This is a genomic window from Caulobacter sp. X (assembly GCF_002742635.1).
Classification (GTDB): Bacteria; Pseudomonadota; Alphaproteobacteria; order Caulobacterales; family Caulobacteraceae; genus Caulobacter.
On the sequence record NZ_PEGF01000001.1, the window covers coordinates 1,358,213 to 1,383,402 of the forward strand.

At 68.6% G+C, this 25,190-nt stretch carries 20 protein-coding genes, 1 tRNA gene and 1 pseudogene; 9 read left to right on the forward strand and 13 right to left on the reverse strand.

The features are described from left to right. Positions 1–50 precede the first annotated feature (50 nt). Positions 51–812, forward strand: coding sequence for a FadR/GntR family transcriptional regulator (locus tag CSW60_RS06225; RefSeq protein WP_099536409.1), 762 nt, complete (start codon positions 51–53; stop codon positions 810–812). A 122-nt stretch (positions 813–934) separates the two neighbouring features. After that, positions 935–3,776, forward strand: a pseudogene (locus CSW60_RS06230) (M14 metallopeptidase family protein). 425 nt (positions 3,777–4,201) lie between these two features. Here CSW60_RS06230 and CSW60_RS06235 read toward each other — a convergent pair. The 4 genes from CSW60_RS06235 to CSW60_RS06250 form a co-directional block, all read right to left on the reverse strand. Then, positions 4,202–7,501: a TonB-dependent receptor gene (locus CSW60_RS06235; protein ID WP_099536411.1), complete on the reverse strand. Its 3,300-nt coding sequence runs from the start codon at positions 7,499–7,501 to the stop codon at positions 4,202–4,204. Between the two features lie 119 nt (positions 7,502–7,620). After that, entirely contained in the window at positions 7,621–8,616 is a 996-nt protein-coding gene (locus CSW60_RS06240; protein WP_099536412.1) for a FecR domain-containing protein, read from the reverse strand. Then, positions 8,580–9,173 carry an RNA polymerase sigma factor gene (locus CSW60_RS06245; RefSeq protein WP_201722974.1) on the reverse strand — a complete coding sequence of 198 codons (594 nt, stop codon included), beginning with the start codon at positions 9,171–9,173 and terminating at the stop codon, positions 8,580–8,582. The genes CSW60_RS06240 and CSW60_RS06245 overlap by 37 nt, the downstream gene beginning before the upstream one ends. 88 nt (positions 9,174–9,261) lie before the next feature. Next, complete coding sequence (locus tag CSW60_RS06250; RefSeq protein ID WP_099536414.1) at positions 9,262–10,929, reverse strand: MFS transporter; 1,668 nt, start codon at positions 10,927–10,929, stop codon at positions 9,262–9,264. Between the two features lie 197 nt (positions 10,930–11,126). Here CSW60_RS06250 and CSW60_RS06255 point away from each other — a divergent pair, with 197 nt between their 5' ends. Then, a complete protein-coding gene (locus CSW60_RS06255; protein ID WP_099536415.1) occupies positions 11,127–11,729 on the forward strand; it encodes a peptidylprolyl isomerase in 603 nt (200 codons plus the stop codon). A 101-nt stretch (positions 11,730–11,830) separates the two neighbouring features. Next, the gene (locus tag CSW60_RS06260) at positions 11,831–12,754 is read left to right on the forward strand and encodes a Gfo/Idh/MocA family protein (protein ID WP_099536416.1); all 924 of its coding nucleotides are present in this window, start codon (positions 11,831–11,833) and stop codon (positions 12,752–12,754) included. A 145-nt stretch (positions 12,755–12,899) separates the two neighbouring features. Here CSW60_RS06260 and CSW60_RS06265 read toward each other — a convergent pair whose 3' ends face one another. The 3 genes from CSW60_RS06265 to CSW60_RS06275 all read right to left on the reverse strand — a co-directional run bounded on the left by CSW60_RS06265 (position 12,900) and on the right by CSW60_RS06275 (position 17,078). Beyond that, a complete protein-coding gene (locus tag CSW60_RS06265) occupies positions 12,900–14,492 on the reverse strand; it encodes a fatty acid--CoA ligase (RefSeq protein ID WP_099536417.1) in 1,593 nt (530 codons plus the stop codon). 109 nt (positions 14,493–14,601) lie between these two features. Continuing rightward, complete coding sequence (locus tag CSW60_RS06270; protein ID WP_099536418.1) at positions 14,602–15,393, reverse strand: copper resistance protein B; 792 nt, start codon at positions 15,391–15,393, stop codon at positions 14,602–14,604. Next, positions 15,393–17,078, reverse strand: a complete 1,686-nt coding sequence (locus tag CSW60_RS06275; RefSeq protein WP_099536419.1) for a copper resistance system multicopper oxidase — start codon at positions 17,076–17,078, stop codon at positions 15,393–15,395. The genes CSW60_RS06270 and CSW60_RS06275 overlap by 1 nt, the downstream gene beginning before the upstream one ends. A gap of 45 nt (positions 17,079–17,123) precedes the next feature. Here CSW60_RS06275 and ybaK point away from each other — a divergent pair, with 45 nt between their 5' ends. Both ybaK and CSW60_RS06285 read left to right on the forward strand, forming a co-directional pair. Continuing rightward, positions 17,124–17,600, forward strand: a complete 477-nt coding sequence (ybaK, locus tag CSW60_RS06280; RefSeq protein WP_099537571.1) for a Cys-tRNA(Pro) deacylase — start codon at positions 17,124–17,126, stop codon at positions 17,598–17,600. A gap of 65 nt (positions 17,601–17,665) precedes the next feature. Beyond that, positions 17,666–17,742, forward strand: a tRNA-Met gene (locus CSW60_RS06285). Positions 17,743–17,747: 5 nt separating this feature from the next. Here the strand turns inward: CSW60_RS06285 and CSW60_RS06290 are convergent. Continuing rightward, complete coding sequence (locus CSW60_RS06290; RefSeq protein WP_143324127.1) at positions 17,748–18,014, reverse strand: hypothetical protein; 267 nt, start codon at positions 18,012–18,014, stop codon at positions 17,748–17,750. A 249-nt stretch (positions 18,015–18,263) separates the two neighbouring features. Between CSW60_RS06290 and CSW60_RS06295 the strand changes: the two genes are divergently transcribed. Continuing rightward, a complete protein-coding gene (locus tag CSW60_RS06295) occupies positions 18,264–18,677 on the forward strand; it encodes a GFA family protein (protein ID WP_099536421.1) in 414 nt (137 codons plus the stop codon). A 6-nt stretch (positions 18,678–18,683) separates the two neighbouring features. On the opposite strand, the gene CSW60_RS06300 is transcribed toward CSW60_RS06295, so the two are convergent. Both CSW60_RS06300 and hutC read right to left on the reverse strand, forming a co-directional pair. After that, the gene (locus tag CSW60_RS06300) at positions 18,684–19,223 is read right to left on the reverse strand and encodes a DUF1993 family protein (RefSeq protein WP_099536422.1); all 540 of its coding nucleotides are present in this window, start codon (positions 19,221–19,223) and stop codon (positions 18,684–18,686) included. A gap of 44 nt (positions 19,224–19,267) precedes the next feature. Beyond that, positions 19,268–20,011 carry a histidine utilization repressor gene (gene hutC / locus CSW60_RS06305; protein ID WP_099536423.1) on the reverse strand — a complete coding sequence of 248 codons (744 nt, stop codon included), beginning with the start codon at positions 20,009–20,011 and terminating at the stop codon, positions 19,268–19,270. A gap of 64 nt (positions 20,012–20,075) precedes the next feature. Here hutC and hutH point away from each other — a divergent pair, with 64 nt between their 5' ends. Continuing rightward, entirely contained in the window at positions 20,076–21,614 is a 1,539-nt protein-coding gene (gene hutH / locus CSW60_RS06310) for a histidine ammonia-lyase (RefSeq protein WP_201723038.1), read from the forward strand. On the opposite strand, the gene CSW60_RS06315 is transcribed toward hutH, so the two are convergent. Both CSW60_RS06315 and CSW60_RS06320 read right to left on the reverse strand, forming a co-directional pair. Then, positions 21,611–23,158 (reverse strand): glycine betaine ABC transporter substrate-binding protein, encoded by a 1,548-nt coding sequence (locus CSW60_RS06315; protein WP_099536425.1) that lies wholly within the window; start codon positions 23,156–23,158, stop codon positions 21,611–21,613. The two genes, hutH and CSW60_RS06315, sit on opposite strands and share 4 nt — an antisense overlap. Continuing rightward, positions 23,151–23,915, reverse strand: a complete 765-nt coding sequence (locus CSW60_RS06320; RefSeq protein ID WP_099536426.1) for an ABC transporter ATP-binding protein — start codon at positions 23,913–23,915, stop codon at positions 23,151–23,153. Before CSW60_RS06320 ends, CSW60_RS06315 begins: the two co-directional genes overlap by 8 nt. Positions 23,916–24,063: 148 nt before the next feature. Here CSW60_RS06320 and CSW60_RS23605 point away from each other — a divergent pair, with 148 nt between their 5' ends. Continuing rightward, positions 24,064–24,216, forward strand: a complete 153-nt coding sequence (locus tag CSW60_RS23605; RefSeq protein ID WP_201722975.1) for a hypothetical protein — start codon at positions 24,064–24,066, stop codon at positions 24,214–24,216. A 77-nt stretch (positions 24,217–24,293) separates the two neighbouring features. Here the strand turns inward: CSW60_RS23605 and CSW60_RS06325 are convergent, their stop codons facing one another. Then, entirely contained in the window at positions 24,294–25,166 is an 873-nt protein-coding gene (locus CSW60_RS06325) for a LysR substrate-binding domain-containing protein (RefSeq protein ID WP_099536427.1), read from the reverse strand. Positions 25,167–25,190 lie beyond the last annotated feature (24 nt).

The window sequence follows — 25,190 nt, forward strand, 5'->3', positions numbered from 1 at the left end:
CCAACCCTGGCGCGTATGGCCGGCGCGTAATGGACGGGATTTGAAGAGACATGACCACTTCGACGACGGAAGCCCGCAAGCTCTACCAACAGGTGGCTGGCGCGATCGCCGAGGCGATCCGCGAGGGCGTCCACAAGCCTGGTCAGCGTCTGCCGTCGGAGCGCGACCTGGCGGAGGACTACAAGGTCAGCCGCCCCACCGTGCGCGAAGCGATGATCGCCCTCGAGATCCAGGGCCTGGTCGAGGCTCGGCATGGCTCGGGCGTCTATGTCACCGACGCGCCGCGCGCCCAGGGCTCGGCGCCCGAACTGGATATCGGCGCCTTCGAGCTGACCGAAGCCCGCCGCCTGATCGAGGGCGAGGTCGCCGCCCTGGCGGCCGCCACGATCACCGACGAGGAGCTGACCGAACTGGCGACGATCATGGACGACATGGTGGTCGAGAACGACAAGGACGTGCGCGGCGAAGGCGCCGACCGCCGCTTCCACGTCGCGATCGCCCGGGCCAGCCGCAACAGCGCTCTCGTGAACGTGGTCGAGACGCTTTGGGACCAGCGCTACAAGTCGCCGCTGTGCCGGGCCATGCTGGAGCGGGCGCGTCAGGTCGGCGTCCGCCCGCGGATCGACGACCACCAGGAGATTCTCTTGGCCCTGAAGGCGCGCGATCCCGCCGCCGCCCGCAACGCGATGCGCGAGCACCTGGGCCGGGTCATCGATAACCTGCTGACCGCCACCGAGATTGACGCCCTGGAGCGCGCCCGTAGCGAAGTGGCCGCCCGCCGGGTCGAACTCGCCCGCCGTTCGGCGATCTGACCACCACCGGATCTCGCGTACGGGCCGCCAGTAGGGCCCGATGAGAGGAAGAGGCCGTCCGCGAGGGCGGCCTCTTTTCCGTGCGCCCACGCTCCCGACGAAAAAATGGGCTGCTCAGCCGGTTGCTCCGGGTGCGGAAATCCGGTCCAGCTTCGTCTCTTCTAGGGAGAGCGCCCTTGCTGTCGAGGCGCGCGGGTTAGGGGTGATGCAATGACGCGTGGCGGAGCGATGGCCGGTGCGGCCCTCGGCGTGATTCTGGCTTTCGGGGCCTTGGGGGGCGCGGTCGCGGCCGACATCACCCCCCCGGACAAGGCGTTCAGCCAGCCGGTCGGCAGCGACTACTTCCTGGCCGACTACACGGCCTACGAGGCCTATCTGAAGACCCTGGCGGCCCAGTCGGACCGCATGAAGCTGATCGACATCGGCAAGACCGAGGAAGGCCGCACCCAGTGGATGGCGGTCGTCTCCTCACCCGCCAACCTCGCCAAGCTGGACCGCCTGAAGGAGATCTCGCGCAAGCTGGCGAAGGCCGAGGGCGTCTCCAAGGAAGAGGCCGCCAAGCTGGCGGCGGAAGGCAAGGCGGTCGTCTGGATCGACGCGGGCCTGCACGCCACCGAGACCATCACCTCGCAGGGCCAGATCCAGATCCTCTATCGAATGCTGACGGCCAAGGATCCCGAAACGCTGCGCCTGCTGGACGACTGCGTGATCCTGTTCGCGCACGACAATCCCGACGGCATGGAGCTGGTCAGCGACTGGTACATGCGCAACGCCGATCCGAAGAAGCGCGAGTTCAATTCGCTGCCGCGCCTGTACCAGAAGTACGTCGGCCACGATAACAACCGCGACAGCTTCATGTCGGCCATGGCCGAGACCACCAACATCAACCGCCAGCTGTTCCGCGAGTGGTATCCGCAGATCATCTTCAATCAGCACCAGACCGGCCCCAACGGCATGGTGGTGTTCGTCCCGCCGTTCCGCGACCCGTTCAACTTCAACTATGACCCGCTGGTCATGACCGAGCTGCAGGAAGTCGGCATGGCCATGCACAGCCGGCTGGTGGCCGAGGACAAGCCGGGCTCGGGGAACCGCAGCGCCGCCCCCTATTCCACCTGGCACAATGGCATGGTGCGGTCGGTCGCCTACTTCCACAATTCGATCGGCCTTCTGACCGAGATCATCGGCGGCCCGACCCCGACCACGGTCAATCTCGTTCCAGACCTGCAACTGCCCAACAACGACCGCCCGGCACCGATCGCCCCGCGCATCTGGCGCCTGCAGGACTCGCTGGACTACCAGATGACCATGAACCTGGCGGTTATCGACTATGCCGCCCGCAACCGCGAGCGCCTGCTCTTCAACATCTGGAAGATGGGCGACAACAGCATCAAGCGCGGCTCGACCGACAGCTGGACCATCACCCCGACCCGCGTCGAGGCCCTGGCCGCCGCCGGCAAGGGCAAGCCCGGCCCCTACGGCGCGGCGATCGATCCCAGCCTTTACAAGACCGTCCTTCAGACGCCGGAAGCGCGTGACCCGCGCGCCTACGTCATTCCCGCCGACCAAGCCGACATGCCCACGGCGGTCGCCTTCCTGAACGCCCTTATCAAGACCGGCGTCGACGTCGATAAGGCCGACAAGGCCTTCACGATCGCCGGCAAGACCTATCCGGCCGGCTCCTACGTCGTCCGCACGGCCCAGGCCTATCGCCCGCACATCCTCGACATGTTCGAGCCGCAGGATCACCCGCACGACCTGGAATATCCGGGCGGCCCGCCCAAGGCGCCCTACGACGTCACCGGCTACACCCTGGCCTACCAGATGGGGATCAAGTTCGACCGCATCCTGGACGGCTTCGACGCTCCCACCTCGCGCGTGCCCGACTTGATCAAGGTCGCGCCGGGCTCGGTGAAGGGCTCGGGCGGCGCGGGCTGGCTGGTCAGCCACGAGACCAACGCCAGCTTCACCCTGACCAACCGCCTGCTGAAGGCCGGCGCCAAGGTCTATTGGGTCAAGGACGGCGCCAAGGCCGACAAGGTCGCCTTCGGTCCGGGCGCGATCTGGGTCCCCGCCTCGCCCGCCGCCAAGGCGGTGATCGACAAGGGCGTCAAGGACCTTGGAATCGACGCCTATGCGGTCGGCGGCAAGCCGTCAGGCGCGACCATCGCCCTGAAGCCGATCCGCATCGGCCTCGTGGACGTCTATGGCGGCTCGATGCCGTCGGGCTGGAACCGCTGGATGTTCGAGAAGTTCGAGGCGCCCTTCCAGGTCGTCTATCCGCAGCGCCTGGACGCCGGCGACATCAAGAAGGACTTCGACGTCCTGGTCTTCCCGGACGGCGTCGTGCCCGCGCCGCAGGACAGCCCGTTCAAGGCCGGTCGCGGCGGGCCGCAGCCGAAGCCTGAGGATATCCCGGCCGAATATCGCGCCTGGCTGGGCCGGTTCACCGACGACAAAACCCTTCCGCAGATCGCCGCGTTCGTGAAGGGCGGCGGTTCGGTGGTCGCCATCGGCGCCTCGACGCGTCTGGCGACGGCGCTGGGCGCGCCGGTGGAGGTCGCCACCGCCAAGACCGAGAACGGTCAGACCAAGCCCTACACCACGCGCGAACTCTACATCCCCGGCTCGGTGCTGCGCGCCAAGGTCGATCCCAAGCAGCCGCTGGCCTACGGCGCCGGCGAGCAGGTGGACATCTTCTTCGACCGCAGCCCAACCTTCACGGTGAAGCCCGACGTCAAGGGCGTCTCGCGCGTCTCGTGGTTCGACACCGACAAGCCGCTGCGCAGCGGCTGGGCCGTCGGCCAGGAGAAGCTCAAGGACTCCACGGCGATGCTCGACATCGACCTGGGCAAGGGCAAGATCTTCGTCTTCGGCCCCGAGATCACCCAGCGCGCACAGTCGTGGGGGACGTTCAAGTTCCTGTTCAACGGCCTGCTGTACGGGCCGGCGGCGGCGGCGCGTTGAGCGCCCTCGCCTAGCTCTGAAAACAAGATCGGCGCCGGATGCGATTCCGGCGCCGATTTAGCTTCGGAGCACCTAGGGGGCACGGCCCCGAAGCGCCACCGTCCGACGTCGAACTGGCGATGACGTCGAGCGGCGGTAGGCTCCCGTCTGGACCGCAAACAGAAGAGCCTGAAGACATACTGCGCCCGCTTGTCCGGGCCAGCTTTGATCCGGCGCAAATCCCAAAATGAAAGCGGCGCCGGAGGGGCAGCTCCGGCGCCGTGATCGCGTCCTAGGATGGAGGTGGGAAAATACCCTAGGGCGCAACCGCCCCCGAGAAGAGGCCATTGTCGATCGTGATCGACTGGGCGGAGCCCATGGTCTCGTCCGAGGATATCGGGCGCCCCCGACTTCCCCGAAGACTGGGAAGCCGGAGGCCTTGAGAGTTAGAATCGCTTGGAAACGTTCATGTACCAGTAGCGGCCGGTCGCGTTGTACAGCGAGCCGTAGTAGCCGAAGTTGCTGGACGAGACCGGCGGGTCCTTGTCGCCGATGTTGCGGACGCCGACGCGCACGGTGGAGCCGTCGAAGCGGCCTTCCTTGAACGCGTACTGGCCATACAGGCTGACGGTGGTCCAGGCGGGCATCTGGTAGTACTCGCCGCCGGTCAGGGTCGAGCCGGTGTCATACACCTCGCTGACATAGTTCACGAAGGCGCCCGCGCCCCAGCCGCCCTTGCGCCAGGTCAGGCTGGCGCTGCCGCGGAACTCGGGGAAGCCGCCCAGGCCGATCTGGTTGCCGGCGCTGGTGATCGTCACGCCCGGCAGCTTGCCGGCCGCGACGGCCTGCTGCAGCAGAGCCTCGGTCGCGCTGGGCTGCTGGTCGTACTTCAGCAGCTTGGCGACGTTGACGTTCAGGCCGAAGTCGCCCCAGGGGGTGTCGTCCAGGTCGTAGGCCAGCGAGAAGTCGACGCCCTGAACCATGCGCGGCTGCAGGTTCATGTAGGTGTCGCTGATATAGGCGATCGCCCCGACGGTGTTCGTCCCCACCGGCGCGTCTCGCACGACGTTCGGGTTGGACGAGCCCTGCTGGCGCAGCAGCCAGTCCAGAGCGATCTGGTTGCCGCCGCCCAGGATGCCGATGACGCCCTTTTCGCGGATCGACCAGAAGTCGGTGGTCCAGGTCAGCTTGCCATATTCGGCCGGGATGAAGCGCGGTTGGTAGACGAAGCCGACGCTGGCGTTGTCGGCCTCTTCCGGCTTCAGCTGGTCGTTGCCGCTGCGGACCTCGATCGTGCTGGCGCTGGAGCAGGTGGTCGCGTTGGGCGTGTTGATCCGGCACGCCGCCCAGTCGGTGCGGGTGTTCGAGACCGAAGCGCCTTCGCTATAGAACTGCGGCAGGTTCGGCGCGCGGAAGCTCTGCGAGACCGAGCCGCGCAGCGACAGGCCCTGGCCGACCTTCCAGAGGATCGCGCCCTTGGGCTTCAGCACGTTGCCGAAGTCCGAATAGTGCTCGTCGCGGGCGGCGATCTGCAGGCTGATCTCCTCGACGAACGGGATGTTCATCTCGGGCGAGATGACCGGCACCGCCAGTTCGAAGAAGGCCGAGGCGATCGTGCGATGGGCCGAGACGTCCGGCGCGCCCGAAGCGCCCATCACGTCGGTGGCGTAGGTCACGCCGGTGACGGTGTTGGTGTACTTGATCGTGCCGTCCAGGCGATCGTCGCGATTGTCGTTGTAGGTTTCGCGGCGAAGCTCCACCCCGGCCGCGAAGCCGACGTCGCCGCCGGGCAGCTGGAACAGGTCCTTCTTCGACACCTTGAAGTCGCCCATGGCCAGCGAGGTCTTGCTGATCCGGTAGACGTTGATCAGGAACGAGTTGATCGTGTCCTGGCTGTTGGGCGTGGCGTCGGCGCCCGAATAGTTGGTCAGCGAGCCGCCGTTGAACGGGTTGTAGGCCGACGCGTCGGTGCGGTTCAGCGCGGCCTGGAAGGCCGTGTTGCTGATCGCGTTATGCGTCATGTCCTTGGTGCGAGCCTCGGTGTAGAGCAGCGCGCTGTCCCACTTCCAGCCGTTCCAAGAGCCCTTGGCGCCGCCCAGGATACGGAAGCTGTCGTCGGTCACCGTATAGGTGCGGCCGCCGGCGTCGACCGGGCGGTAGTTGGTGATGTTCATCGCCACGCCCGACGTGGCCACGCCGGTCAGGCCCGCCAGACGGTTCGGATTGACCGCGCCATTGGCCAGCGTCACGGGTCCGAAGGGGTTCCAGTAGGCGTTGGCCGCGATGCTGATCGGCGCGGTGCTGAGCGGCGCGGACTGCTCGCGATTGCCGGTGAACAGCGCGTGGTAGTAGCCCGCTTCGCCATAGGCCGTGATGTCGCCGAAGTCGTGCTCGACGGTCGAGAAGAGGTTCGTGCGCTCCAGCCCGCCCTTCAGCGAACGCTGGGCGTTCTCGTCATAGCGAAGGGCGCGGTCGGCCGTGCCCGTGATCGTGCCCGACTTGATGCAGATATCGCCGGACAGCGTCGTCGACGAACAGCCGGCGGCGGTGTTGGAGACCGGCTCGATGTGGAACACGCCCGAGGTCGTCAGGGCCACGCCGTTCTGCCGCGGCGCCGTCGAGGACGGGATCAGCGTGAAGGCGCCCCAGGGGCTCGAGGTCGAGCGGTTGTCGAACGCGGTGTCATTGGCCCAGGCGGTGCCGGCCATGGCGGCGCGGTGGTCTTCGCTGGCCGAGTAGTCGCGCTCGCTGGCCATCAGGCGGCTGTGAGCGGTGTAGGTGCCGAAGAAGGTCAGACGGGTGCCGTCCTCGAGGCGCGTGCCGGCCTTCAGGTTGAAGGTCCCTTCGCGGTAGCCGGTGCCTTCCGAGCCGCCGATCTGGGCTTCGGCGCGCAGGCCTTGGAACTTGGTGTCGAGCACCATGTTGACCACGCCAGCCACGGCGTCGGCGCCATAGATGGCCGCGGCGCCGTCGCGCAGCACTTCCACCCGCTTCACGCCCGAGACCGGGAACGAGTTGGTGTTGACGGTCTGGACCGGCACCAGGTTCTCGGTCTGGGTGCCCGGCGCCAGGACGGCGCGACGGCCGTTCAGCAGCACCAGGGTGTTGCCAGTGCCCAGATTGCGCAGGTTCAGGGACGAGACGTCGCCGCGCGCGTCGTTCAGGTTGCCGGTGGTGCGGGCTTCCTGGAACTGGACGTCGCCGGCCTGCGGGATCGAGCGGAACAGTTCGTCGCCGGAGACGGCGCCCGTGGCGATGATCTCCTTCTCGCCGACGACGGTGACCGGCAGGGCGTCCGTGGTGCGCGCGCCTTCGATCTGCGAGCCGACGACCACGACGGCTTCAACGATCTGGGCCTCGTCAGTCGCCGCGCCGGCCCCCGCGCCTGAAGCCTGGGGGGCTTGGGACTGGGGGAGTTCGGCCGGCGCCGGGCGCAGGGTGATGGTCTTGCCGTCGTCGGACTGGACGGCCAGACCGGCGGCCTTGGCCAGGCGCGCCAGCGCCTCGGCGTCGGCGATGTCGCCGGCCACGGCCGGCGTGCGCTTACCCGTCGCCGCTTCGAACGGGAACAGCACCTGCTTGCCCGACTGTTGGGCGAAGGCCTGCAGCGCCGTCACCGCATCGCCAGCCGGAATGTTGAAGGTGTGGCGGGCCTCTTGGGCCAAGGCCGGACCGGCCAGGACCAGGACGGCGGCGGACGCCATCAGGAAGCCGCGAACGGTGCGGCGACGCGTGTCGTTAGACATTGTTCTTATAATCCCTCTCGACGCCTCCAGCCCCGACGGGAGAGCGCCTTTCCGGGATCGACGGTATAGGCGGGCGTTTCCGCCATTGGCGACCGGAACTTTTTTGCGCCGGCCTGGCGCTAGCCGCGCCTTGAAAGGCGGATCGCGCCGTCGGCGCCTTCGGAAGCGCGCACCGGGAAGGCGCTGGTCACGGCCGAGACAAAGCTGGTCGGCTCCGTGGTCTGGAAATAGCCGGCAAGGCGCAGATCGGCGATCGACGGGTCGGCGATGCGGATCTGGCGATGGTTATAGCGGTTGAACTCGGCGACCGCCTGCGCCAGCGACTGGCCGTTCAGCGCGATCGCCCCTTGCCGCCAGGCCAGGCTGCGATCGATCTCGGCGTCGGACACCGCGCGCGACCGGGAGCCGCGCGAGTCGTAGACCGCCACCACGCCGGCCTTCAGACGCATGTCATCCTTGGACTCGGCGCGAACCGGATCGACATCGACCGCGCCCTTCTTGACGGTCACCGCCGCGCCGTCGGAGCCAAGGCGCACCACCACCTGGGCCGAGCCGTCGGCGGCGATCACCGCGTCGGCGGCCTTCACCACCAGGGGCCGCGCGCCCGGCGCCGCGTCGAACAAGGCCTCGCCCTTGACCAGCTTGAACTCACGCACGCCGCGCCGGAAGCGGACCACCACCTTGCTGTCGGTGTTCAGCTCAATGCGGCTGTTGTCGCCCAGCACGATGACACGACGCTCGCCGATCGCGGTGGCGTAGGCGGTCGAGGTTCCGAAAGACAGGCTTCCCGCCACGATGAGCGCCATCGCCGCCGCCGCCGCCATCCCCCGCGCCCAGGGCGAGCGCGCCAGGGCCGGCAGGCGAGGCTTTGACGTCGGCGCCAGCAGGTCGGCGTCGGGTCGCTGCAAGCCGGGCCGAAGCGCGCGCACGCGATCGAGGCGCGCCCAGCCGGCGGCCTCGCGCTCAAAGGCGGCCTCGTGCTCGAAGCTTTCATCACGCCAGGCCTCGAAGGCTGCGCGATCGGCGTCAGAGCACGAAGGATCGTCAAGCCGCACCACCCAGAGGGCGGCGGCCTGCCTTACCGCTTCGCGTCGTGATCCCGTGTCCCGCTCCATGAGCGCCTTTCGTCGATCGAATTCTTTCGTTCGTTACGCCGTCCCAACTTCTCGGAACAGTAGCGAAGTCCCTTCACCAGGTGCTTCTCAACAGTAGAGACGGACAAGCCGAGTCGAACCGCTATCTCGTCGGGCGAGAGGCTGTAGACTTTTCTCAACGTGAAGACGCGTCGGCATTGCGTCGGAAGTTCGGCGATGGCGTCGGCGAGGGCGCGAAGCTCCTGACGCGATTCGACGATCATCTGCGCGCCCGGCGCCTCGTCGATCGGATCGATACGCTCGAAGTCGGCGACGGCGGTGATCGTCAGCACCTTTCGGCGGCGCAGGGCGTCGAGGGCGCAATTGCGCAGGATGCGGGTGGCGAACGCGCCCGGATTGCCGATCTCACGCCAAGTCTTGCAGGCGATGGCCCGCGCGAAGGTCTCGTGAACCAGGTCTTCAGGATCGGTCTGCCCATCGCGGCAAAACCGTCGGGCATAGGCCAGCAGGTCCGGTTCCAGCGGCAGGATCTCCCGCCGAAACCAGGCGCGCCTGTCTTCGTCTTCTTGCGCCATCAACGCCCCTCTCGGGACACAAGCAAGCCGATCGAACGCGGAATGGCAACCCGGCGACGTCCCCGTCGCCGGGCCACTTTTGGCGCGGCGCCTAATCCTCGATCGGATTGTGCCGCGTATCCTTCAGGAACAGACCACCGATAACGGCGGTCACCGAGGCGATGATCACCGGGTACCAGAGGCCCGAATAGATATCCCCCGTCGCCGCCACGATCGCGAAGGCCGTGGTGGGCAGGAAGCCGCCGAACCAGCCGTTGCCGATATGGTAGGGCAGCGACATCGCCGTGTAGCGGATGCGGGTGGGGAACAGCTCGACCAGCATGGCCGCGATCGGTCCGTAGACCATGGTCACATAGATCACCAGGATCGCCAGCAGACCGATGACCTTGGGCTTGTCCACCAGCTTGGCGTCGGCCTTGGCGGGATAGCCGGCCGCCTTGAGCTGGGCGCCGAGATCGGCTTCCCACGCCTTGCGGGCGGCGGCGAAGGCCTTGCCGGTCGCGCCTTGGGGATCGAAGCCCGAGAGGCTGACCCCGCCGATCTGGACCGTGGTCGCCGCGCCGGCCGGAACGGCCTGCGAGGTGTAGGTGACGCCGGCCTTGGCGAGATAGGCCTTGGCCACGTCGCAGGCGGTGTTGAACTTGGCCTTGCCCACAGGGTCGAACTGGAAGGCGCAGGTGGTCGGATCGGCGTTGACCACGACCGGGGCCGAAGCCTCGGCCTGGGCCAGCACCGGATTGGCGTAGGCCGTGATGGCTTTGAAGATCGGGAAATAGGTCGCCGCCGCCAGCACGCAGCCGACGATGATGATCCACTTGCGACCGATCTTGTCCGACAGCCAGCCGAAGAACACGAAGAACGGCGTGCCGATCAGCAGGCTGGTGGCGATCAGCAGGTTGGCCAGGGCCCCGTCCAGCTTCAGCGTCTTCTCCAGGAAGAACTGGGCGTAGAATTGGCCGCTGTACCAGACCACCGCCTGGCCCATGGTCAGGCCGAACAGGGACAGCAGCACGACCTTCAAGTTCGACCAACGGCCGAAGGCTTCGGCCAGCGGCTTCTTGGTCCCCTTCCCTTCAGAGATCATGCGCTGGAAGGTCGGGCTCTCGTGCAGCTTCAGGCGGATCCACAGCGAGACACCAAGCAGCAGCAGCGAGACCAGGAACGGGATGCGCCAGCCCCAGGTCTTGAAGGCGTCTTCACCCATCCACGTGCGGGTCGCCAGGATCACCAGCAGCGACAGGAACAGGCCGACGGTGGCCGTGGTCTGGATCCAGCTGGTGTAGAAGCCGCGGCGCCCTTCCGGCGCGTGCTCGGCCACATAGGTCGCCGCCCCGCCGTACTCGCCGCCCAGGGCCAGGCCCTGAACAAGGCGCATGACGATCAGCGCGACCGGCGCGGCCACGCCGATCTGCTCGTAGGAGGGCAAGAGGCCGACCACGAAGGTCGAGACGCCCATCAGGAGCATGGTGATCAGGAAGGTGTTCTTGCGGCCCCAGATATCCCCGAGCCGTCCGAAGATCACCGCGCCCAGCGGGCGGATCGCGAAGCCCGCGGCGAAGGCCAGCAAGGCCAGGATGAAGCCCGTCGTCTCGTTGACGCCCGAGAAGAAGTGGCCGGTGATGATCACCGCCAGCGAGCCGTACAGATAGAAATCGTACCACTCGAACACGGTGCCGAGCGAGGACGCCCCGATCACCAGCGCGTCGCGGCCCCTACCCGTTTTCCCCTGGGCGGGCGCGGCTTGGCTGTCAGCCCCCATCGATGAATTCCCTTCCCTGATCGCCGCGTTTCCCCGCGGTCAAGCACGACCCTAACTCAGCGAACGTGACTCTTGCGATGCAGGAAATCTGTGAGCGGTCACTTTTCCAGAACCGCTTCCCACAATGTGGCTCAAGGGACGGGAATGACGGCGCGATCGCGATATGCCATCACCCCTATCGAGGAAGAGGAGCCGCCATGACCGTCACGAAGATCGCCCGCCGCGCCCTGATCGGCGTCGTCCTGGCCTTGGCCGCCTCGCCCGTCCTCGCCGCCGGCAAGCCGCGCGTGGCGATCGAAACCGACAAGGGGACCATCGTCGTCGAGCTGGAGGACAAGAAGGCGCCGATCACCGCCACGAACTTCCTCTACTATGTCGACAAGCACCGCTTCGACGGCGGGCAGTTCTTCCGCGCCAACCGGGCCAAGGGCGCGCCGGGCGCCGGCTCGATCCAGGGGCAGCCCAAGCCCTATTCCCGCCGCGCCCCGCCGATCGCCCACGAGAGCACGCTGAAGACGGGCCTGAAGCACAAGGCCGGCGCGATCTCGATGGGACGCGACGCGCCAGGCTCGGCCACCGCCGACTTCTTCATCTGCGCCAGCGCCCAACCGTATCTCGACGCCAAGCCAGGCAAGTCGGACGCCGACCAGGGCTATGCCGTCTTCGGCTATGTCGTGCAGGGCATGGACGTCGTGAAGAAGATCCTGGCCGGCCGCACCGACGGCCCGACCAATGTGCCCTCGATGAAGGGCCAGATCCTGAACCCGCCGGTGAAGATCATCAGCATGAAGCGGATCTAGCCTCGACGGGGGCCGGAACCCTTTTTGCGCGCGTCCGGCTTGCGTCGACCCATTTATAATATAAACGCCGACGCCGAACATCCGCGTGGGAGGAGACTAAAGTGATCCGCATCGGCCTCGTCGGCGTGGGCAAGATCGCCCATGACCAGCACATCCCCGCGATCGCCGCGGACCCGCGCTTCGACCTCGTGGCGGCCGCCAGCCGCAGCCGGCCGGATCTGGGAGGCCTGCCGGTCTTCCACGACATCGCGGAGATGCTGGCCGAAGGTCCGGATCTGGACGCGGTCGCCCTCTGCACCCCGCCTCAGGCGCGGCGCGAGACGGCCCTGGCCGCCCTGCGCGCCGGCAAGCACGTCTTCCTGGAAAAGCCGCCCGGCGCGACGGTCGGCGAGGTCGCCGAGCTGGCCGCCGTCGCGCGCGAGCATGGCGTGGTGCTGTTCACCAGCTGGCACTCGCGCTTCGCCGCCGGCGTGCCCCAGGCCAAGGCCTGGCTGGCCCAGAACCCCGTCCGTACGCTCTCGATCGAATGGCGCGAGGATGTGCGCCGCTGGCACCCGGGCCAGACCTGGATCTGGCAGGCGGGCGGCATGGGCGTCTTCGACCCGGCCATCAACGCCCTGTCGATCCTGACCGAGATCATGCCCGACGAGGTCTTTGTCACCGACGCCAAGCTGCAGGTCCCCGAGAACGTCCAGTCGCCGATCGCCGGCCATGTCGACATGACCACCCTGAAGGGGGCGACGATCACCGCCGATCTCGACTTCCTGCAGACCGGACCCCAGACCTGGGACATCACCGCCTGGAGCGACGCCGGCGAGCTGAAGCTGTCGCTGGGCGGGGCCGAGCTGACGATCGACGGCAAGGCGGTCGAGGTCGGCGAGAACCGCGAGTACCCCGGCCTCTACGACCGCTTCGCGACGCTGATCGCCGAGGGACGGTCGGAGGTGGACGTCCGGCCGCTGACGCTGGTGGCCGACGCGTTCATGGTCGGGACGCGGGAAAGCGTCGAGGCGTTCGTGGAGTAGAGGGCGATAGGCAGGATGCTCCCCCGCGATGCGGGGGAGCTGTCGCGGAGCGACTGAGGGGGCTATCGCGGCCTAAACCCAACTGGCCCCCTCCGGCCCTCTGGGCCACCTCCCCCGCATCGCGGGGGAGGATCTTGGTTCCGCCTCAATTCACCTGCCGCTCGCGCCCTTCCCAGTACGGCGCGCGCAGCTCGCGCCGCAGGATCTTGCCAGACGCATTCCTGGGCAGCGCGGCCACGAAGTCCACGCTCTTGGGCGCCTTGAAGTGCGCGATCCGCGTCCGGGCGAAGGCGATGATGTCGTCGGGGTCCGGCGTGACGCCCGGCTTGGGCGCGACCACCGCCTTGACGGCCTCGCCCCATTTCTCGTCCGGCACGCCGATCACCGCCACCTCGGCCACGTGCGGGTGGCCGTAGACGGCGCTCTCGACCTCGGCCGGATAGATGTTCTCGCCGCCCGAGATGATCATGTCCTTCACCCGGTCGTGGATGAACAGATAGCCGTCCTCGTCCAGATAGCCGGCGTCGCCCGTGCGCAACCAGCCCTCGGCGTCGATGGTCTTGGCCGTGGCCTCGTCCAGTTTCCAGTAGCCGGCCATGGTCGAGGCCGAGCGCACCGCCACCTCGCCCACCGTGTTGGGCGGCAAGCTGTTCCCGGCCTCGTCGATGACCTTCAGCTCGACGCCCGGCATCGGCAGGCCCGCCGCGCGCATGCGCTTGTTGCCGGCCGGGTCGTGGTCCTCGGGCGGCAGATAGACCACCGTGCCGGTCGTCTCGGTCATGCCGTACTGCTGCACGAAGCCGCAGCCGAACACCTCCATGCACTCCCGCAGCAAATCGAGCGGGATCGGCGCGGCGCCGTACAGGATGTGAGACAGCCGCGAATAGTCGACCTCGCGCGCCCGAGGCAGCCGAACCACGATCTGCAGCGCCGCCGGCACCATGAACATCTTCGAGATGCGGTCCTTCTCGATGTAGTCCAGAACCTTGGTCGGATCGAACTCGCGCGCCACCACGCCCTTGGCGCCGTTGAGCAGGCCGACCAGCCCCCAGCCGGTGCCGCCGATGTGGGCGACAGGCATGGCCACCAAGCTGACATCCTGCGGCCCCCACTGGTTCCAGGCCAGCGGCGTCTTTCCCGCCTCGCGCCGCATGGCCAGCAGGTTGTCGTGGGTCAGCATCGCGCCCTTTGGCCGGCCGGTGGTGCCCGACGTGTAGAGCTGGATCGCGATGTCGGAGGTCGCGATGGGCTTGTGCGGATCGATGTCGGATTGCGCGTCGCGCCAGGCCTCGAAGATCGCATTCTCGCCCGCGCCCTGCGGCTCCATGGCGATGACCACCGGGCGATGGGTGAGCTCGGCGGCGACGTCCTCGACGTGAGCGATCAGCTCGGGCCCGACGAACACCAGCTTGGCGTCGCTGTCGGCGACGATGTAGGCGATCTCCGGCGCCGCCAGGCGCCAGCCGATCGGCGTCGTCACAACCCCGGCCTTGGCCGCGCCGATCAGGAGCTCGAAGTACCAGTCGCTGTTCTTGCCGACATAGGCGATGCGGTCGCCGGTGTTCAGTCCCGCCGCGATCAGCGCATTGGCGACCTGGTTCGTATGCCGATCGAAGTCGGCGAAGGTCGTGTCGCGCCCCTCGAAGCTGAACGCGACGGCGTCAGGCCGCGCCTCGGCGTGATAGCGGGCGACATCGCCCAAGGTCCGCATGCGCTCGAAATCGATCGCGTCCGACATCCGTCCTGGCTCCCTCGTGCGCCGGCTCTGCGGCCGGTCAAGGGAGAGGTTGGGCCAGGCTTCCGCGCGCGGCAAGCTATCCGTAACGATAGGGTGGAGCGCGAAGCCCTCAGCGCCAGGCCCGGACGCCGATCACCACCGCCGTGCTCCCCGCGCGCTCGCCGGCGACGACGGCCGGTCCGAACGCCCGCTCGCGCACGACGCCGACATAGGGCGCGAACTCGCGGGTGATCTCGTAGCGCAGGCGCAGGCCGCCCTCGAGCCGCGCGGCGCCGGCCTCGGCGAGGTCGCCTTCGACGCGGGGCTGCAGGATCAGCTTCTGGGTCAGCCGCAGGTCGTAGGAGGCCTCGGCCCGCGCCGAGACGTCGCCCTTGTCCGACAGATAGGCCGCGCCCTGGACCTCGAACCAGTAAGGCGCGAGGCCCTCGAAGCCGAGCGTCGCATACGAACGTCCCTTCGGCGCCAGGTCGTAGCGAACACCGGCTTGCAGATCGAAGTATGGGCCGATGGGCCAGGCCTTCAGCGCCTCGGCCTCGCCGCGCTCCCAGCCCTCGCCGGCCTTGCGCTCGCCGCGCGCCTTGACCACCCAGCGCGAGGCGTCGCCGCCCCACCAAGCCTCGCCCTCGAAGGCCTGGCCGTCGCCGCCCTTCATGGCGCGGTGCTCCAGCACGTCGGCGCGGACGGTCCAGGCGGTCCCGCCGCCGTGCTCCTTCGCCAGCTGTGCGCGCGCGGCGGCCATCGCCGCGGGGCTGTAGAAGCGCTCGGCCGCGTGGTCGGTCGGGATCGGCGGCGGCTTGGCCTCGGCGGCGGGCGCTGCGGTCATCGGCATCTGATGACCAGCGTGCGGATCGGCGGCCTGATGGTGCTCGTGCTGATCGGCGGGCGGAAGATCGGCCAGCATCACGCCGCCTCCCCGTCCAGCGGACGCACGGTGACCACCGCGAACATGCCCGCGTGCATGTGCAGCAGCATGTGGCAGTGGAAGGCCCAGTCGCCCGCCTCGCTGGCCGTCAGATCGAAGGCCGCCTTGCCGCCCGGCGCGACATTGACCGTGTGCTTCAGCGGCTGGCGGTCCTGGCCGTTGACCAGCTCGAAGAAGTGGCCGTGCAAGTGGATCGGGTGGGCCATCATGGTGTCGTTGACCAGCACCACCCGCACCCGTTCTCCGCGCTCGAAGGCGTAGGGCTTGCGGCCCGGTCCATAGGGCTGGCCGTCGAACGCCCACATGAAGCGCTCCATGTTGCCGGTCAGGTGGATCTCGACCGTCCGCCCCGGCGGGCGCTTGTCCTTCGGCTCGTTCAGGTTGGCGAGGTCGGCATAGGTCAAGACCTTGTGGCCGACGTCCTCCAGGCCCTGGGGCGGCTCGGCCATGCGGTCCATCGGCATCGGCGAGATGCTCTGGACGCCGGGCGTCAGCGCCACGCCGGGCGCGTTGCTCTGGGACCGCATGGACATGTCCATGCCGGGCATGTCCATGCCGTGGGCCATGTTCCCCATGCCCATGTCCTTCATGGTCGCCAGCGGACGCTTGCGCAGCGGCGGAACCGGCGCGGTCATGCCCAGGCGCGGCGCCAGGGTGGCGCGGGCCAGACCCGAGCGGTCCGAGGCCTCGGCCACCAGCGCGAAGGCCTTGTCCTCGGTGGGGCGGACGATGACGTCATAGGTCTCGGCCGGCGCGGTCTGGAACTCGTCGACCTTGACCGGGACCACGGGTTGACCGTCGACCGCCACCACCTCCAGCGCCAGGCCCGGAATGCGGACGTTGAAGGTGGTCATGGCGGCGGAATTGATGATCCGCAGCCGCACCCGCTCACCTGGCGCGAACAGACCTGTCCAGTTGTCGAGCGGGCCATGGCCGTTGACCAGATAGGTGTAGGTCGAGCCGGTGACGTCCAGGATGTCTGTCGGGTCCATCCGCATCCTGGCCCATTCGATGCGGTCCTTCAGCGATTGATCCTCGCCGCGCAGCAGGCCCGCCACCGTCTGCTTCTGGGTGTTGAAATACCCCGCCTGGGCCTTCAGCTTGCGGAACAGCTCGTGCGGATGCCGGAAGCTCCAGTCCGACAGCACGATCACGTGCTCGCGGTCGAAAGGGATCGGATCCTCGCCGGGCGGGTCGATGATCATCGGCGCGTAGTGCCCGGACAGCTCCTGCAGGCCCGAATGGCTGTGCCACCAGTATGTCCCCGACTGCCGGATCGGGAAGTCGTAGGTGAAGGTCTCGCCCGGCTTGATCCCCGGGAAGCTGACGCCCGGCACGCCATCCATCTGGAACGGGACCAAGAGGCCATGCCAGTGGATCGAGGTGTCCTCGTCGAGCGTGTTGGTCACGGCGATGCGAACGTTCTGACCTTCCTTCAGCCGGATCAGCGGACCCGGGATCGCGCCGTTGATCGCCACGCCATGGCCGGTCCGACCGTCGATGCGCGGCATGGCGTGGCCGATCGTGAGCTTGATGTCCTCGCCGCTCAGGGCCGCCGGCGATCGCGTCCCCTCGCCCGCCCGCGCCCAGGCCGGCAGCAGGCCCAAGGCGCCCAGGCCCAGGGCGCCGCGCAGCAAGGTTCGTCGATCAAAAGCCGTCATCACCGTTCCGTATTCTAACGCCCCGAGCAGTTGGTTATCACCAAGGCCATGTCCAAGAGCACCCCCGCCACGATCGCACTCACCAAGGCCGGCGTCGCGTTCGACCTTCATACGTACGACTACGATCCGGGATCGGAGCGCGTGGGCCTGCAGGCCGCCGAAGCGCTGGGCGAGGATCCGCGCCGGGTGCTCAAGACGCTCGTGGTGATGCTGGACGGCAAGCCCGCCTGCGCCATCCTGCCCTCGGACAAGGAGGTCAGCATGAAGAAGCTGGCCGCGGCGTTGAAGGGCAAGTCGGCGGCCATGGCCCCGGTGCCCGACGCCGAGCGGATCACCGGCTACAAGGTCGGCGGCGTCAGCCCCTTCGGCCAGAAGAAGCGCCTGCCGACGGTGATGGAGGAAGCCGCTCTTTCCGAGCCCTACGTCTTCATCAACGGCGGACAGCGGGGTCTGCAGGTGAAGTTGGCGCCGGCCGATGCGGTGAAGGCCCTGGGCGCGACGGCGGCGGCGATCGTAGCGGACTAACGCGGAGCGCGGCGCGGGCTTGAAATCCCGCGCGGTTCTCGCCTATAAGCCGCGCCTCCTGGTCTGGCTGGGTAGCTCAGATGGTTAGAGCGGTGGATTCATAACCCACAGGTCGGCGGTTCGATCCCGCCCCCCGCCACCAGGACTTCAGGCCGATATCGGCGGACGCTCGTCGTCCAAACCGCCCACCACCAGCTTCAGCAACGGCCGCGTCGCCGCCGGACTCGAGCCGCGAAGCTCGTCGCCCAACATGTGGAAGTAGTCGGCGATACGGGTGTCCTGCTCGTGGCGCGCCAGCACGTCCATCGCCTCGGCGAACTCCTGCCGCGAGGCCGCGCCCTTGGCGGACAGCACGCCGACGAGGGCCGCGAACAGACCGGTCTGGATCTGCAACAGCGAAGGTTGGTCGGGCATTTCCATTTCGACGCTCCTCGTCACGACGTCTGCCTGACTATATTGCGCCGCGTCGCAATAAGCTCCCAATGAAAACGAACGTTCGCATGCGAGGCGAATTGCCACACTCGGCGAGTCTTCAGTAAATTCTGCAGTCATTATTTACGGACATTTGGTGCGACAACTTGTCCACACCTCAGACCTTGCGCGCCAAAACAGCTTTTCCGGCAAGGGTTTGACCCGCGCCCGCCCCAGGGCTCTAGTGGCTCCATGACCACGAAGACCTTCAAGGGCGGATGCCTGTGTGGCGCATTGCGTTGGGAGGCCGACGGCCAGCCCGACTACATGGGGCTGTGCTGCTGTGGCGACTGCCGCAGGGCGTCAGGCTCCGGCTTCATCCCGTTCATCGGCTTTCCGGCCTCGGCGCTGACGATCACGGGGCCGTCGCGGCAGTATCGCTGCCAGGCCTTCCGAGGCGGCGTGTCGACACGCAATTCCTGCCCCACCTGCGGCGGCCTCGTCTTCGGCGGCGAGCATGGCCAAAGCGACAGCCACACGATCTATGCCGGCAGCCTGGACGACCCCAGCCTGTTCAAGCCGACCATGCTGCTGTTCGAGCGCGAGCGCCCTGACTGGGTGGTGCCGCCAAAGGGCGTGACGCGGTTCGAGACGATGCCAGAGTAGGCGCGCCTAACCGCCCGGCAGCGTGCCCGGCCGGATATAGGCGAACATGTGACTGACCCAGTCAGGCTTGCCCAGCGGGACGCCCTTGTGGCGGAGGATCGCGTAGGCGGTCGTCGCGTGGAAATAGAACTGGGCGAAGGCCCAGTCGCGCACGAACTGCTCGCCGGTCATGTCGAAGACGATGCCGTTGGGCAGCTTCAGTTCGATCGCCTTCTCCGCCGCGCCGTCGAACGCGGTAGCGGGCGTCGCCGCAAGCCGCGCCAAGGCGTCGGCCAGCTGGGCCCGCAGTCCCTCGAAGTCCGTCGCGTCCTCGGCTGGCGCGAAGGAGTCCGCGCCGGTCAGGTGACGCAACAGATCGCTGGCCTGGGTGCAGACGAACCGAACCTGGGTCGACAGGGGGAACATGTCCGGCGCCAGGCGGGCGCCGATCAGAGTGTCGGGAGCGATCCCCGCCTCGGCGGCGAAGGCCTCGGCCTTCGTCAGCTGAGCCGTCAGGCCCTTGAGCATCTGGACATAGGTGGGAACGGCGATCGCGTAGAGGTCCATGGCGTCTTCTCCAAGCGGCGCCAGATCGCGCGCGCCCCAGGGACTTAGGCGCCCGGACCGAACCGCGCCACCAGGTCGTAAGCTTCGCCCGGAAAGACTTGGCGGACGCGGGTGACGCCGCGCCCTTCCCGCCAGGTGCGGCGGTCGACGACCAGACAGGCCGCCCCGTCGTCGAGGGCCAGCAGCCGGGCGTCCTCGGCGTCGGCGTTGACCGCGCTGATCCGGCTCTCGGCCTCGGTCCAGGCGACGTGCTCCAGCAGCCAGGCGCCGGGCGTGATCGCGGTGAAGTCGGCGGCCTCCATCTCCGGCGCGGCCTTCAACGACACCAGCCGGCGCTCCAGGGCGAAGGGGCGACCGTCGGCGTCATGAACACCATCCAGCGCGAGCAGTTGGCCGCCGGCCGCCAACGCGACTTCGTCCGGCGCGTCGCGATCCGCCTCGCGCACGGTCCTCGCCAGCAGCCGGAAGGCGTAGGTCTCGCCCCGCGCCTCGATCTCGGCCTGGATGTCGGGGATGTTCAGGACCGGCGCATGGACCTTGGGCCGCGCCACGAACGAACCGGCGCGCTTGCGGCGTACGATCAGCCCCGCCTCGACCAGGGCGGCCATGGCCTTGCTGACCGTCATGCGGGCGCAGCCGTACTGCTCCATCAGCTCGGTCTCGAACGGCACGCGATGGCCCGGCGGCCAGGCGCCGGAGCGGATGCGACTCTCGATCTCGGCGCGGATCCGCTGGTGCAGCGGCGCGCCACCGAGGGCGGCGGCCCGTTGAACGCGCGCGTCAGTCACTGGACAAGCCTCATCATTCGCCAATATGACTATACATATTGGCGAGCCGCAAGAGCTCCGCCCTCTGGAGACCCGAGTGACCGAGCTTGTTCTGAACCCCGGCGACGTTCCGCTGGCCGACTGGAAGGCGATCTATCGGGGCGCGGGCGCGCGGCTGACCGGCGACGCCTGGCCGGTGATCGCCGCCAGCGCCGAGGCGGTCCAGCGCATCCTGGCCAAGGGCGAGCCGATCTACGGGATCAATACGGGTTTCGGGAAACTGGCCAGCGTTCGCATCGGCGACGAGGACCTGGCGACGCTTCAACGCAACATCGTCCTCTCGCACGCCGCCGGCGTCGGCGCGCCCTCGCCCGTTCCGGTCATCCGCCTGATGATGGCGCTGAAGCTGGCGAGCCTCGCCCAAGGCGCCTCGGGCGTGCGGGTCGAGACCGTGCGCCTGCTGGAGGCCATGCTGCTCAAGGGCCTGACGCCGGTGGTCCCCTGCCAGGGCTCGGTCGGCGCCTCGGGAGATCTCGCGCCGCTGGCGCACATGGCCGCGACCATGATCGGGGTCGGCGAGATCTTCGTGGGCGACGCCCGCGTTCCGGCCGCTCAGGCGCTGAGCGCGGCGGGCCTGTCGCCGCTCATCCTGGGCCCCAAGGAAGGCCTGGCCCTGCTGAACGGCACCCAGTTCTCGACCGCCAACGCCCTGGCGGGCCTGTTCGAGGCCGAGCGCCTGTTTCAGACGGCCCTGGTCACTGGCGCCCTGTCGACCGAGGCCGCCAAGGGCTCGGACACCCCGTTCGACCCGCGCATTCACCAACTGCGCCGCCACGCCGGCCAGATCGAGACCGCCGCCGCCCTGCGCGCCTTGATGGCGGGCTCGGCGATCCGCGCCTCGCACCTGAAGGAGGACGAGCGGGTTCAGGATCCCTACTGCCTGCGCTGCCAGCCGCAGGTGATGGGCGCGGCCCTCGACGTCCTGCGCCAGGCCGCCGCCACCCTGGCGACCGAGGCCAACGGCGTCTCGGACAACCCGCTGATCTTTCCGGAAGCCGACGAGGCCCTCTCCGGCGGCAATTTCCACGCGGAGCCGGTGGCCTTCGCCGCCGATATGATCGCCTTGGCGATCTGCGAGATCGGCTCCATCGCCGAACGGCGGATCGCCATGCTGGTCGACCCGGCGTTGTCGGGTCTGCCGGCGTTCCTGACGCCCAAGCCCGGCCTGAACTCGGGCTTCATGATCCCGCAGGTGACCGCCGCGGCCCTGGTCTCGGAGAACAAGCAGAAGGCCTATCCGGCCAGCGTCGACTCGATCCCGACCTCGGCCAACCAGGAGGACCACGTCTCGATGGCCGCCCACGGCGCCCGGCGCCTGCTGGGCATGGTCGAGAACGCCGACGCGGTGCTGGGGATCGAGCTGCTGGCCGCGGCGCAGGGCTGCGACTTCCACGCGCCGCTGCGATCCAGCGACGCGCTGGAAGCGGTCCGCGCCCTGACGCGGAGCAAGGTCCCCCACCTCTCGGACGACCGCCACTTCCATCCCGACCTCGAGGCCGCCAACGCGCTGGTGCGGTCCGGCGCGGTGATCGCGGCGGCGGCGGGGCTGCCAGGCGTGGCTTAGCGCGCCAGCATCGCCGCCGCCTCGGCCGGGCTCTTCTTGCCCGTGTCGCGATCGACAGCGTAGTTGGCCGCCTGCATCGCGCGAAGGCTGATCGCGCCGCTCAACGGCGTCAGAGCCTCCAGCAAGCGCCGATCCCCCGCCCGCTTCGGCGAGACCAGGATCACCGCGTCATAGGGCGGCAGCGCGCCCTTCGGATCGGTCAGCAGCACCAGGTCGTCGGCCGCGATCCGGCCGTCGGACGAGAAAGCCGAGATCACGTCGGCCTCGCGGCTCGCCAGCGCCCGGTACATGAAGGTTGGCTGGAACTGGCGCTTGGCGTTGAACCGCAGGCCATAGGCCTTTTCCACCGCCGTCCACTCGGGTCGCGAGAAGAACTCCAGGTCGCCGCCCATGGTCAGCTCCGGCGCGCGGGCCGCAAGGTCGGCCAAGGACCGGATCCCCAGCTGCTCTGCGCGATCACGGCGCATGGCCAGGGCGTAGGCGTTCTCGAACCCCAGCGGGGCCAGCAGGACGACGCCGTCGCGGGCCTTCAACTCGGTCCGCAGTCCATCCAGCACGGCCTGACGGCCGGGGTTATCTTGGCGGTCCAATACGTTGGCCCAGAGCGTGCCGGAATAGTCGACATAGGCGTCGATCTCGCCGGCGGCGAGCGCGCGGTAGGCCACCGCGGAGCCAAGGTTCACGCGCCGCCGCACGCTCGCGCCCTCATGCTCCAGCCGCCCCGCCATCATCTCGGCCAGGATGTACTGCTCGGAGAAGTTCTTGGCGCCGATCACATAGGACGGTCGTCCTTGAACCAACGCGCCGGCGGCGAGCGGGGCCAGGGCGGCGATCAGGCCGATGGCGAGACCGACACCCCCCGCGAGAAGGCGCTTGCCGTCACGCCGCGCGACGCCGGCCCCGATCAGGCCCAGCAAGCCGTCGACCACCAGCGCCAGCGCCGCCGAGGCCGCGCAGCCGACCAGCACCGCCACCCAGTCCTCGGTCTGCAGGCCCGAGAAGATGTAGTCGCCCAGCGAAGTCTGGCCGACCGGGGTCGACAGGGTCGCCGCGCCGATGGTCCACACGGCGGCGGTGCGCACGCCCGCCATGATCACCGGCGCGGCGAGAGGCAGCTCCACCCGCCACAGCCGCTGGCGATCGGTCATGCCCACGCCCTTGGCCGCCTCGACCACCGCCGGATCGACGCCCGAGACGCCGGCGGCGGCGTTCCGCAGGATCGGCAGCATCGAATACAGCGTCAGGGCCAGCAGCGACGGCAAGAAGCCCAGGGCCGGGAAGCCATGGCCCAAGACCCTCTCCGTCAAGCCCGAGAGCAACAGCAGGATCGGATAGAACAGCGCCAGCAGGGCCAGGCTGGGGATGGTCTGCACGAGGCCGGCGCTCGCCAGCGCGATCCACCTCACGCGCGGATGGCGGGCGGCCGCGATCCCCAACGGCAAGGCGATGGCGAGGCCCAGGGCCAGGGCGCAGGCCGCGAGAGCGATGTGCCAGCCCAGACGCTCGGGCAGGACGGCCAAGGCGGCGTCGAGACGATCAGCCACGGGCCAGCTCCGCCAAGCGCTGCGCCTGTCGCCTGGGCGCGGCGATCAGCTCGGCGACAACGGGGTTGGGATGCCCGGCCAGCAGGTCGCGCGGCGTGGCCTGGGCCAGCACCTTCCCATCCGCCATCACAACGATCTCGTCGGCCAGCAACAGGGCCTCGCTCACGTCGTGGGTCACCATCACCGTGGTCAGGCCTAGCGTCTCGTGCAGCCGCCGCACGTCATCGGCCAGGGCCACGCGGACCACCGGATCCAGCGCGCCGAACGGCTCGTCCAACAGCAGGATCGACGGTCGAGCGGCGAGCGCTCGGGCCACGCCCACCCGCTGACGCTGACCACCCGACAGCTGCGCCGGCGCGCGAGCGGCCAGCTCGCGCGGCAGAGCCACCAGATCGAGCAACTCCGCCGTCCGCGCGGCGATCGTCTCGGCTGGCCAGCCCAGCAAAGTCGGCGTGATCCCGATGTTCTGGGCGACGCTCATATGAGGAAAGAGACCCGTCTCCTGAAAGACGTAGCCGATGCTCCTGCGCAGTGCGTGACCAGGGCGAAGCGCGATGTCCTCGCCATCGACCAGCGCCCGCCCCGAGGTCGGCGCGATCAGACCGTTGATCAGTTTCAGCAGCGTCGTCTTGCCCGCGCCAGAGCCGCCGACGAGGGCGACGAAGCGCCCCTTGGCGATGCGCAGATCAGTCTCGCGCAGGACCGTCTGGCCGCCGTAAGCCTTGCTCACCCGGTCGAGAACGATGGCGTCGGTCATGCGGGCTCCCGGCGGCGCGAGAATCGACCTTCGCCGGTTCCAAGCCGGAAATCAAAGCCAGGGTGCGACAAGGCGGCGCGCGACAGGTCGCCCGGTTCGCGAAAGCCGAGTCAAACGGGACCATGAGGGCATGTTCAAGGAGCGCCAGATGCCCTTCGCGTCGCAGACCCGCCCGTTCGATCCCCGCGCCCGTCGGCCCCGCCAGTGGCCGCTCGGTGTCGCCGTGTTCGTCGCCGCCGTCTTGAACGCGATCGTCTGGGGCGGGCTCTTGTCGGTCGCTCGCGCGTTCCTGCGTTTGTGAGCGTAGCGTTTTTGCTTTTTCTCCCCCGAGCACTTGAAGGCCGCGTCCGACCCGGACGCGGCTCTTTTTTTGTCGGCTTAGCCCCGCTGGGCCACAGCGCGGTCCAGCGCCGCCAGCACGTGCTCGGCCAGGCGGTCGGCGGCCGGACCGGCCTCGCGATTGCGGATCAAGGCGATCTCGCCGTCGGCCAGGGGCGGCGCCTCGCCGCCCAGGATCGTCAGGTCGTCCGGAACCATGGCGCGCGGCAGCACCGAGACGCCCAAGCCCGCCCGCAGCGCCGCCAGCTGCCCCGCCACCGAGGGGCTCGTATAGGCGATGCGCCAGGCCCGTCCGGCTTCGTCCAGGGCCGTGGTCGCGCGCCGCCGATAGACGCAGGGCGATGGCGCGGCGATCAACGAGACAACCTTGCTGGACGCCAGGTCCTCGCCGTCCCGCCCGACCCAGACCAGAGGCTCGCGCCAGACCCGCACGCCCAGCTCGCCGCCCAGGGGCTCGCGCTTGACGAGGGCCAGGTCCAGCTCGCCGGCGCTCATCCTGTCCAAGAGGCGCAGCGTCAGGTCGCAGGTCACCGACAGGGCGATGCGCGGATGGCTGCGGGCGAAGGCGCCCAGCACCGCCGGCAGGTGGGCGGTGGCGAAGTCCTCTGGCGCGCCTAGTCGGACCTCGCCCTCGACCTCGTCGGCCGCCAGCGCCGCGACGATGTCGTCATTGACCCGCAGCAGCCGCCGCGCCTGGGCCAGGAACACCTCGCCCTTGTCTGTCAGACTGACCCGCCGCGCGTCGCGCTGGAACAGCGGCTCGCCGATCAGGTCCTCCAGCCGCCGCACCTGCAGGCTGACGGCCGACTGGGAGCGGCCCAGGCGCTCGCCGGCGCGGGTGAAGCTGCGGCTTTCGCTGACCGTGACGAAGGCCCGGACCAGGTCGAGATCGAGATTCGTCGAATTCGGCATCGGCCCATCTATTACATTTCATCA